The 10,347-nt window shown below is 49.9% G+C and carries 11 protein-coding genes; 10 read left to right on the forward strand and 1 reads right to left on the reverse strand.

All coding sequences use genetic code 11. The features are described 5' to 3' along the window. Positions 1 to 7 precede the first annotated feature (7 nt). Entirely contained in the window at positions 8 to 1,072 is a 1,065-nt protein-coding gene (gene recA / locus CRN96_RS01395) for a recombinase RecA (RefSeq protein ID WP_097038382.1), read from the forward strand. A 139-nt stretch (positions 1,073 to 1,211) separates the two neighbouring features. Next, a complete protein-coding gene (gene rny, locus CRN96_RS01400) occupies positions 1,212 to 2,771 on the forward strand; it encodes a ribonuclease Y (protein WP_097038385.1) in 1,560 nt (519 codons plus the stop codon). Between the two features lie 106 nt (positions 2,772 to 2,877). On the opposite strand, the gene CRN96_RS01405 is transcribed toward rny, so the two are convergent. Further along, positions 2,878 to 3,096: a hypothetical protein gene (locus CRN96_RS01405; RefSeq protein WP_097038387.1), complete on the reverse strand. Its 219-nt coding sequence runs from the start codon at positions 3,094 to 3,096 to the stop codon at positions 2,878 to 2,880. 97 nt (positions 3,097 to 3,193) lie between these two features. Here CRN96_RS01405 and CRN96_RS01410 point away from each other — a divergent pair, with 97 nt between their 5' ends. From CRN96_RS01410 to CRN96_RS01440, 8 genes are all read left to right on the forward strand, one after another. Then, positions 3,194 to 3,952, forward strand: a complete 759-nt coding sequence (locus tag CRN96_RS01410) for a TIGR00282 family metallophosphoesterase (protein WP_097038389.1) — start codon at positions 3,194 to 3,196, stop codon at positions 3,950 to 3,952. A 102-nt stretch (positions 3,953 to 4,054) separates the two neighbouring features. Then, positions 4,055 to 5,818, forward strand: a complete 1,764-nt coding sequence (locus CRN96_RS01415; RefSeq protein WP_097038391.1) for a 2-oxoacid:acceptor oxidoreductase subunit alpha — start codon at positions 4,055 to 4,057, stop codon at positions 5,816 to 5,818. Further along, the gene (locus CRN96_RS01420) at positions 5,819 to 6,685 is read left to right on the forward strand and encodes a 2-oxoacid:ferredoxin oxidoreductase subunit beta (RefSeq protein WP_097038394.1); all 867 of its coding nucleotides are present in this window, start codon (positions 5,819 to 5,821) and stop codon (positions 6,683 to 6,685) included. A gap of 251 nt (positions 6,686 to 6,936) precedes the next feature. After that, a complete protein-coding gene (locus CRN96_RS01425) occupies positions 6,937 to 8,388 on the forward strand; it encodes a DHA2 family efflux MFS transporter permease subunit (RefSeq protein ID WP_097038396.1) in 1,452 nt (483 codons plus the stop codon). A gap of 44 nt (positions 8,389 to 8,432) precedes the next feature. Further along, entirely contained in the window at positions 8,433 to 8,630 is a 198-nt protein-coding gene (locus tag CRN96_RS13205) for a hypothetical protein (RefSeq protein ID WP_179647065.1), read from the forward strand. Next, positions 8,596 to 9,498, forward strand: coding sequence for a nuclease-related domain-containing protein (locus CRN96_RS01430; RefSeq protein ID WP_179647066.1), 903 nt, complete (start codon positions 8,596 to 8,598; stop codon positions 9,496 to 9,498). The genes CRN96_RS13205 and CRN96_RS01430 overlap by 35 nt, the downstream gene beginning before the upstream one ends. Before the next feature lie 58 nt (positions 9,499 to 9,556). Continuing rightward, on the forward strand, positions 9,557 to 9,742 hold the full coding sequence (locus CRN96_RS01435) for a hypothetical protein (protein ID WP_097038400.1): 186 nt from the start codon (positions 9,557 to 9,559) through the stop codon (positions 9,740 to 9,742). A 74-nt stretch (positions 9,743 to 9,816) separates the two neighbouring features. Then, a complete protein-coding gene (locus CRN96_RS01440; protein ID WP_097038402.1) occupies positions 9,817 to 10,344 on the forward strand; it encodes a cysteine hydrolase family protein in 528 nt (175 codons plus the stop codon). The last annotated feature ends 3 nt before the right edge of the window (positions 10,345 to 10,347 follow it).

The raw sequence follows: 10,347 nt of genomic DNA on the forward strand, positions 1-10,347 counted from the left end.
GGATAACATGGACGAAAGACAAAAAGCATTGGAAACTGTTATTAAAAATATGGATAAATCTTTTGGCAAAGGCTCAGTCATGAAACTGGGGGATGATGCCGGAAGAAAAGTTTCTACAGTTTCCAGCGGCTCTATCACGTTGGACAAAGCGTTGGGTGTGGGCGGTTATCCGAAAGGCAGAATCATTGAGATATATGGTCCTGAATCCTCTGGTAAGACGACAGTGTCACTCCATGCGATAGCCGAATCACAGAAACAGGGCGGCATCGCTGCTTTCATAGATGCAGAACATGCCCTTGATCCCGAATATGCCAAGAATCTGGGTGTAGATACGGAAAACCTCTACCTTTCACAGCCCGACCATGGTGAGCAGGGACTGGAGATCGCTGAAGCATTTGTAAGGAGCGGTGCGGTGGATATCGTGGTCGTCGACTCCGTTGCGGCCCTTACGCCGAAAGCGGAAATTGAAGGCGAAATGGGAGACAGCCATATGGGGCTGCAGGCACGTCTGATGTCACAGGCGCTCAGGAAGTTATCCTCGGCCATCTCCAAGAGCAATACGACGGTGATATTCATCAACCAGATCCGTGAAAAGATCGGTGTCATGTTCGGCAACCCTGAAACGACGACGGGCGGACGTGCGCTCAAGTTCTACAGTTCGGTGAGGCTTGAAGTGCGCCGGGCGGAGCAGCTCAAGCTCGGTCAGGAGATCGTGGGTAACAGGACGAAGATCAAAGTCGTCAAAAACAAGGTCGCACCGCCATTCAGGGTGGCTGAAGTCGATATCATGTACGGAAAAGGGATTTCGAAGACCGGTGAAGTTGTGGACCTTGCATCCGAGATGGATATCGTCGACAAGAGCGGCGCCTGGTATTCCTACAACGGCGAACGCCTCGGCCAGGGCAAGGAAAATGTCAAGGCACACCTTGAGGAAAACCCTGAACTGCTTGCAGAAATCGAGCAGAAATTGAGGAATGCGCTCGGATTCGGTGAAAAAGTTGAAGAAGAGGTTCCTGAAGATTCAGTGGCGGAAGAAAATGTACTGTTCCGTGAAGAAGAAGAAGAAATCTAAGTCAATAAGCACCAGCTTTCACGATTGCGAAAGCTGGTGCTTGATTTTATTTGTATTTATATTTAGAATTGTTATATATAATATTTGAAAATTATATTATATATATGATTAGCTTGAGCTTTTTGGGGAGGTGTTTATTGTGGAATTGATAAACATTTTCTTGATCTTGCTCGGCATAATTCTAGGCGTTGTAATCGGATATTTTATAGTGAAGTCAATTTTGACCAGGCAGCAGCAGGAAGCGCGGACCTCAGCCCAGCACATCATCAGCGAAGCTGAGAAAGAAGCGAACAGCCTGAAGAAAGAGAAGCTGCTGGAAGCAAAAGAGGAAAACCAGAACCTTAAGGATGCTCTGGAACGCGAGCTGGATGAACAGCGCGACGACTTAAGGGCATTCGAATCCAGGCTGCTGCAGAAAGAACAGATGCTTGACCGCAAAAGTGAAAATCTGGAAAAGAAAGACGAAGCCCTGGAGATTAAAGAGGCGAAAATTGAAGAAAAACAGCAATTGGTTGATGCCGAGGATGGAAAGATCAAAGAAATTATCAATCAGCAGGAAACAGAATTATCCCGCATCTCCGGTTTAACACGTGTGGAAGCACGAGAAGAACTATTCTCTGAACTAGAGAAAGAACTGTCACATGATATGGCTGTTATGGTTAAGGAAAAACAGAACCAGATGAAAATGGACGTAGACAAACAAGCGAAGGAACTGCTCGCCATGACTGCACAGAGATATGCAGCCGAGTATACTTCCGAATCTACCGTTTCCGTAGTGAATTTACCGAATGATGAAATGAAAGGCCGTATAATAGGGCGTGAAGGCCGTAATATACGCACACTTGAAACACTGACGGGTGTCGACTTGATCATTGACGATACACCTGAGGCAGTTATTTTATCAGGCTTTGATCCAATACGCCGGGCCATTGCGAAAAACGCATTGGAATCACTGGTGCAGGATGGAAGGATCCACCCGGGAAGAATTGAAGAAATGGTGGATAAAGCGAGACGCAATATGGAATCGGATATCCGTGATGCAGGTGAGGCTGCAGCGTTTGAACTCGATATCCACAATTTGCATCCGGAACTCATCAAACATCTTGGCAAGATGAAATACCGTTTAAGTTACGGGCAGAATGTGCTCAAACACTCCGTCGAAGTCGGGTATCTTGCAGGCATGCTTGCAAGCGAACTCGGGGAAGACGTGGCGATGGCACGTCGTGCAGGACTGCTTCATGATATCGGCAAAGCGATCGACCATGAAGTGGAAGGCAGCCATGTTGAAATCGGTGTGGAACTCGCCAAGCGTTACAAAGAGCCGGAAACAGTCATCAATGCGATTCATTCGCATCATGGTGATGTTGAACCGAATAATATAATATCGATACTTGTTGCGGCAGCGGATGCTCTGAGTGCTGCAAGACCGGGCGCGAGAAGAGAGACGCTTGAAAATTATGTGAAGCGTCTGGAGAGGCTTGAAGAAATTGCGGAAGCCCATCCGGGTGTCGAGAAGACATTTGCAATCCAGGCAGGCCGGGAAATCAGGGTGATGGTGTCGCCTGATGCCATCGATGACCTGAATGCCCACAGACTTGCCAGGGACATCAAAAAACAAGTTGAAGATGAACTGCAGTATCCAGGACACATTAAGGTGACAGTCGTCCGTGAGATGAGGGCAGTGGAATATGCCAAATAAAAAAGCTCCGAACTTTGATAAGTTCGGAGGCTTTTTTTATTTTGTAACGGTTTTGTCTTTAAATTGCTGAGGATCTGCTGTAAGTTCATGGCTTTTTCATGTATAATTACATTTTGGCGTCATTATCTTTCAAAATCTGCAGTATCTCGGATGTCTCCTGGGTGCTGTGGGTGGTTGAAATCCTTTCATATTTTTCCGCAAGACGGTATGCGCTCAAATATAATTCCAAAGCCTCCATCGCCTTTTCATCTGCAGTGGATGCATTCGCGGGATTAGCGATGACTGCGGTCCTTGCGAATTCCTTCGGATCGATTGATAATGACATGCACTTCACTCCTAAAATTTTTTATATTATTTCCTACCCAGAGACACACCTGATAAACATACATACCAGCAAAAATTAATTTAGTAAGGATGAAATCATGAGAATTTTATTTATAGGCGACGTGGTCGGTAAAGTGGGCAGAAGGATGGTGCGTGATCATCTGCTTGCACTCAAAAGGGAGCACGGGGCACAGATCGCCATCGTCAACGGGGAGAATGCCGCCCATGGCAAGGGCATCACCGAAAAAATCTACAAGGAACTGCTCGGATATGGTGCGGACTTCATAACGCTCGGCAATCATGCGTTCGCAAAAAATGAAGTCTACGGGCTGCTTGACGGCAAAGTCAATATGATCAGGCCGCTGAACTATCCTGAGTCGGCACCGGGGCGGGGGCATGAGATCATCAACGTCAACGGTAAAAAGCTGCTGATACTCAACCTGCAGGGCAGAAGCTTCATGCCGCCGATCGACTGCCCGTTCAAGGCAGCGGATCATGTTCTTGAAAACAACGACTATGATGAGGCGTTCGTCGATTTCCACAGCGAGACGACGAGTGAAAGCCTTGCAATGGGATATTACCTGGACGGCAGGGTGGATGCGGTCGTTGGCACCCACACCCATGTGCAGACCAATGATGAACAGATCCTACCCGGCGGTACGGCCTACATCACGGATGCGGGCATGACCGGGTTCAAGGACGGGATTTTAGGCATACGCAAAGAGGAAGTCATCGAGCGTTTCTTAAATCAGCTCCCCGTGAGACATGATGTGCCGGACGAAGGGAAAGGCATCTTATCCGGCGTCATCATCGACACCGGTTACAAAAAAATAAAAAAGATCAGGATCACGGAGTAAGGGGCTCGGACTCAAGTATGATTTTGCCTGTAAACGGCATCCCGATCATGATTGACGGGCATTTATCTGATATAGTTTTAAATGAAAAGAGGAGGCTCTTATATGAAAGAACAATTGTCCTGGAAAGTGGGCGGACAGCAGGGTGAGGGGATCGAGTCGACAGGTGAGATATTCTCAACGACACTCAACCGGTTGGGTTATCACCTCTACAGCTACCGTCATTTCTCCAGTCGTATAAAAGGTGGACACACCAACAACAACGTCCGGATTTCAGTCGATGAAGTCCGGTCGGTGGATGATAATATAGATATACTCGTTGCATTCGACCAGCAGACGATCGATGTGAACAGCCATGAGCTTTATGACGGCGGCATCATTCTGGCGGATGCGAAGTTCAACCCGACCGTGGATGAATCGCTCGATGTGGTCCTGGTGGATATTCCATTTACGGAAATCGCAAAAGAGCAGGGCAGCCAGCTGATGAAGAACATGGTGGCGATCGGTGCGAGCGCAAGGCTCATGAAACTGCCGATGGAGCCGTTCAAGGATATGATCCATACGATGTTCATCAGAAAAGGCGAGGAGATCGTGGAGAGCAACCATAACGCGCTCCGCCTCGGCTACGCGGCGATGGATGAAAAATTCTCGTATATGGACATCACCAATGATTTTGAGCTTGCAGCCTCAGACGGTAAGGAAAGGTTGTATCTGATCGGCAACGATGCGATCGGCTTCGGTGCGGTCAATGCCGGCGTGCGCTTCATGCCGGCATATCCGATCACGCCTGCCAGCGAGATCATGGAGTACATGATCAAGCACCTGCCGAAACTCGGCGGCACGGTCATCCAGACCGAGGACGAAATTGCGGCGGTGACGATGGCGATCGGTTCAAACTATGCCGGGGCGAGAAGCTTCACGGCATCGGCAGGCCCGGGTCTGTCCCTCATGATGGAGTCCATCGGACTGTCCGGCATGACGGAAACACCGCTCGTCATCGTCAACACGATGCGCGGCGGTCCGTCGACGGGGCTCCCGACGAAACAGGAGCAGGCGGATTTGAACCAGATGATCTACGGGACGCACGGCGACATCCCGAAAATCGTCCTGGCGCCGTCCGACGTTGAAGATGCTTTTTATTCCACAATAGATGCATTCAACCTCGCGGAATATTACCAGGTGCCGGTGATCCTGCTGTCAGACCTTCAGATGTCTCTCGGCAAGCAGACATCCGATCCGTTCGATTTGTCCCGTGTGCAGATCAACCGCGGGAAGACGATCCTTGAGGATATAGAGCGTGATGAAGGTGATACGGAGTACTTCGAGCGGTACGGCGACAGTGATGACGGCATATCCGCGCGTCCGATACCCGGCCTGAAGGGCGGCATCCACCATGTGACAGGCGTCGAACACAGCCCGACGGGGACGCCGAGTGAGACGGCTGATAACCGCCAGGTCATGATGGAGAAGCGGATGCGCAAGCTTGAGAATTTCGTCATGAGGGAACCATTCAAGGTGACCGGTGAAAAAGAGAGCGAGCTACTCATCATCAGCTTCCTGAGCGTCAACGGTGTTGCAGGCGAAGCGGTGCAGCGGTTCGATCAGGATATCGTCGGCAGCATCACGCATGTCCAGCTGAAGCAGCTGCATCCGTTCCCGGCTGAAGCGCTGTACCCGTACTTGGATGGCGCAAAAGAAGTGCTCGTCATCGAGCAGAACTACAGTGCGCAGCTCTTCAACATCGTCAAGATGAACTATCATATGCACTCCAAGATGAAATCCTTCACGAAATATAATGGCACACCGTTTAAACCGAATGAGATTGAGAAGTATATACAGTCGATCTTAAAGATAAAGGAAGTTTTATAAATGGCGACATTCAAAGATTTCAGGAATAACATCAAACCCAACTGGTGTCCGGGCTGCGGCGACTTCAGCGTGCAGGCGGCCATCCAGAAAGCCTGTGCAGGGAACGGCCTCGAGCCGGATGAGCTCGCTGTCATCACCGGCATCGGCTGCAGCGGCCGTCTAAGCGGCTACATCAAGTCATACGGCTTCCATGCCACACACGGACGCAGCCTGCCCGTGGCGCAGGGTGTCAAAATGGCGAATAAAGACCTTACGGTCATCGCTTCCGGCGGTGACGGCGACGGTTTCGCAATCGGCATGGGGCATACTGTACACGCCTTGAAGCGTAACATCGACATCACTTACATCGTCATGGACAACCAGATCTACGGCCTGACGAAAGGTCAGACGAGCCCGTCCTCTTCAAAAGGCTTTGTCACGAAGTCCACGCCGAAGGGGTCGATCGAGCAGCCGATCCAGCCGATCAAGACGGCTCTTGCGAGCGGTGCGACATTCGTCGCCCAAAGTGTGAGCTCCGACATCAAGGAGCTGACGTCGATCATCCAGCAGGCGATCAGCCATAAAGGCTTCAGTTTCGTCAACGTCTTCAGCCCGTGCGTCACCTACAACAAGGTGAACACGTACGACTGGTTCAAAGAGAATCTGATCCCGATTGCGGACTTTGAAGGTTATGACGTCCATGATGCGACTTCTGCGATGAACACCATCATGGAGAATGACGGATTGCTGAAAGGCATCATCTACCATAATCCGGATGCACCTTCATATGAGGAGCAGCTCGGGGAATACAACGATGAGCCGCTGATCTCGCGTGAGATGCGTCTTGAGCGCAGCACTTTCGATGATATGATGGCCGAATTCAAATAAAATCATGTACTGCCCGGGGTGGAGACCCGGGCTTTTTTATGCCTGAAATCGGCTTTTACGTTATATGAAAACATTTACATTGTGGTTTTGCGAAAAAAACATTAGAAATTTTTGAATCCTATCTGATATATTAAGATAGTTGGTTTCTGAACGGAAGTTTTACACTTCTGTAATTTTATCGCTGTAATGATATTTTTGTTCACAGTATACAAATTAGAACGCCAAAAATATCTTATTGGAGCGAAGTAAATATGGATTCAAAAGTACATGTAAAATCACCAAAGTCTATGGCGTTGGTTTTAATGCTGGGTGCATTTATAGGTTTATTCGGAGAAACGGCGCTGAATATGGCACTGACGGAAATCATGGCACAATTCGAAATCGGCGCCACGACGGCGCAGTGGCTGACGACGGGTTACCTGCTCACGCTTGCAATCCTCGTGCCGGTGTCGGCACTGCTGATGAAATGGTTCACGACTAAGCAGCTTGTCATCGGCGGCCTTACGATATCACTGCTCGGGGCTTTATTTGCAGCGATGTCCCTGAACTTCCCGATGCTCATGCTCGGCCGTGTCATCCAGGCCGTCGGAACGGGCATACTGCTTCCGGTGATGCTGAGTGTCGTCATGCTGATATTCCCGATTCATAAACGTGGCATGGTGATGGGCATCATGGGGCTCGTCATCACGACGGCGCCGGCGCTCGGGCCGACCCTTTCAGGCATCATCATCAGTACGATGAGCTGGGAATGGATATTCTGGTTCAGTGCAGTCGTCTATGTCCTGATCACATTGTATGCATTCACCGTCATTTCAAACGTGTCTGAAATCACGAAGCCGAAGATCGACCTTGCGTCCATCGCCCTCTCCACGGCAGGGTTCGGCGGGCTCGTTTTTGCACTGAGCACATTGGCCGAGCAGTCGATCACTGCACCGGTCGTCTTCATACCGCTGATCATCGGAATCATTGCACTGATCGCCTTCGGCGGCAGGCAGCTGTCGATGGACCAGCCGATGGTGGACCTGCGTGTCTTCAAGCGCCCGATGTTCACACTCGGCACACTGATCATGTTCTTAAGCATCCTGATCATCCTGTCCACTGCGATACTGCTGCCTTTATACTTGAAAGGTGCATTGATGTTCAGCGCAATGGCAGCAGGACTTCTGATGCTGCCGGGCAACTTCATGAACTTCATACTCTCACCTGTGGTCGGTGGTTTATTTGATAAAGTCGGACCGAGGGTGTTCATCATCACAGGGTTCGTCCTGATCGTCATTGCGAACTTCAGTTTCCTCACGGTACTTGCGGCGGATACGCCGGCATGGCAGATCGTCGTATCATTCATGATCCTGTTCGTCGGCCTCACGATGACGACGATGCCTGCACAGACGAACGCGATGAACCAGCTGACGCGTGATGTGTACGCGGACGGTTCAGCCGCGATGAACACGTTGAACCAGGTAGCAGGTGCGGTCGGTACGGCTGTTGCGATCACCGTGTTCACAATCGGGCAGAATACGTTCATGGCAGGGAACGCCGCCGGCGCACCCCCTGAAATGATTGCAGCAGGTGTGAAATACGCATTCTACTTCATCACCGGCATTTCCATCTTCGGATTGATCTGTGCACTGTTCGTCAGGAGCAGCATCGATCCATCCCCGGCTAAAGTCGAAGTGGTCGAAGAGAAAGTTGCAGAAGCATAATTATATGGAGCTCCACCGGATTGATTCGATCCGGCGGGGCTTTTTTGATTTTACAGATTTCGGATTTTGGGGTGCAGAAACCGGATAACTGTCATTTTTTGGAGGGGATTTGTGATATCTGCGGGTTTTGTGGTGCAGAAATTGAATTGTTGCGATATGACAACAATTTACGTGCGGTTTACGATGGGGGAAAGGAGGGAGTTTCATTTGAGGGAGAAGACGAGGCGGCACCGGCAGCTTGAGATTTTGGACCGGCGTTATGAATTATCGGCTTTTGAAAAGGAGGAGCTGCAGAAGCTCGAAGCGGGATATGAGGGGGAGCTGATTTTCGACGGTATATTGGAGGGTTTTATTCACGGTACGAACATTGTCCATATGAAGGATTATAATTTTTATCCCGAGGCGGTCGATGCGCGGCTGTTGACCCGGCCTGAGGCGGAGGCGGGTCACGTGCAGATCGACAACGTAGTCATCGCAAAGGATTACCTCTACACTTTTGAAATAAAAAACTACAGCTTCGATTTGCATCACAGGGATTCACATTGGTTTTTCGACAATGGCGGCGAGTTTGCCGATCCACTGGCCCAGGTTGTGAAGCAGCGCAACATGATGGGGAAGCTGCTGGACGGTGTAGAGGGCCGCATCAGGATGTTCAATTTGCTGGTCTTCATCAATAAAGACCAGACGATATTCAACCTGCCCGCGAGCAATGAAATCATCGTGAGGAGCAATCTGCGGAAGAAGCTGGTGAAGGCGATGACCGTCAACCACCATGACCACAGCAGGCTCGTCGGGAACCTGGAAGCGCGGCGGGTCACTGTGCTGAAGTATCAGGGTGATACGACGGTGGATTTCCGGGATATTCGGAAAGGCGTATTCTGTGCTGCGTGCGGCGAACGGCTCGTGCGGGTGAACCGCTATAAATTTCTATGCAGCGGATGTCGTACGCCCTTACCGGTTTTGGAAGTGCTTGAACAGTTGATTGTGGAATTACAAATTTTAAACAGCTCGTGGACAGTCACCCCTGCACTGATTCAGAAATATTCAAATGACGAAATCAGCGAATACTGCGTACGAAATAACAAGAAGCGGGGTTTATTGGATTATTAAAGTGATTCGGGAGTGCCTTTCCGATTTGAAGAGGAGGAAACATCATCGCAAATCGGAAATGGATGAGGAATCCGAGCTGAGGACGGAAAATCAGCCACGCAAATCGGATATGGATGAGGAATCCGAGCTGAGGGCGGAAAATCAGCCACGCAAATCGGAAATGGATGAGGAATCCGATCTGAGGACAGAAAACCAGCCATGCAAATCGGAAAAGGAGGAGGGCTTCCCACCGCAACATGTTTAAATGAGTGCACCCGAGGGATTATAGTAGTAAAATCAACTTATAAACAGTATTAACCACGGGAGGTGCAGCAAGCGATGCTTGTAGCAATCGATCTGCAGAATGATATATTTGATGAGAGGGGTTCGGGCTATGCCCAATGGACCAAAAAGGTGAAAGACGGCATCGAGGCGAGGATCAGAAGGGCGATTGATGAGGGGGAACCGGTCATCTACACACGGAACCTCTATCCGGATTTCGAGCATGATAAGCGCTCGACCGAAAGCATCCGCTTCGATGAGGAGATCTATCCGCAGTTCCGCGAACTGCTTGAAACCCATGGGGACGAATACACGAAGACGTTTTACGGCATCCCGCCGGAAGAGGCGATGAGCCTCAAGGAAAAGTACGGGGACGATGTCGAGAACAACCGGCCGATCGAATTCATCGGGGCCGAGACGAATATATGCATCGTCTCAAATATAATGGTGATACAGAATGTCTTTCCGCAGGCGGACATCATCCTGAATAAAAATCTCGTCGCCAGCACAAGTGATGAGCTCCATGACAAGGCGATCGAGCTTTTGTCCAATATGAACGTCGAGATTATCGAGTCGACCGGCTGACAA

The sequence above is a fragment of the Salinicoccus kekensis genome, from assembly GCF_900220995.1.
In the GTDB taxonomy this organism is placed as follows: domain Bacteria; phylum Bacillota; class Bacilli; order Staphylococcales; family Salinicoccaceae; genus Lacicoccus; species Lacicoccus kekensis.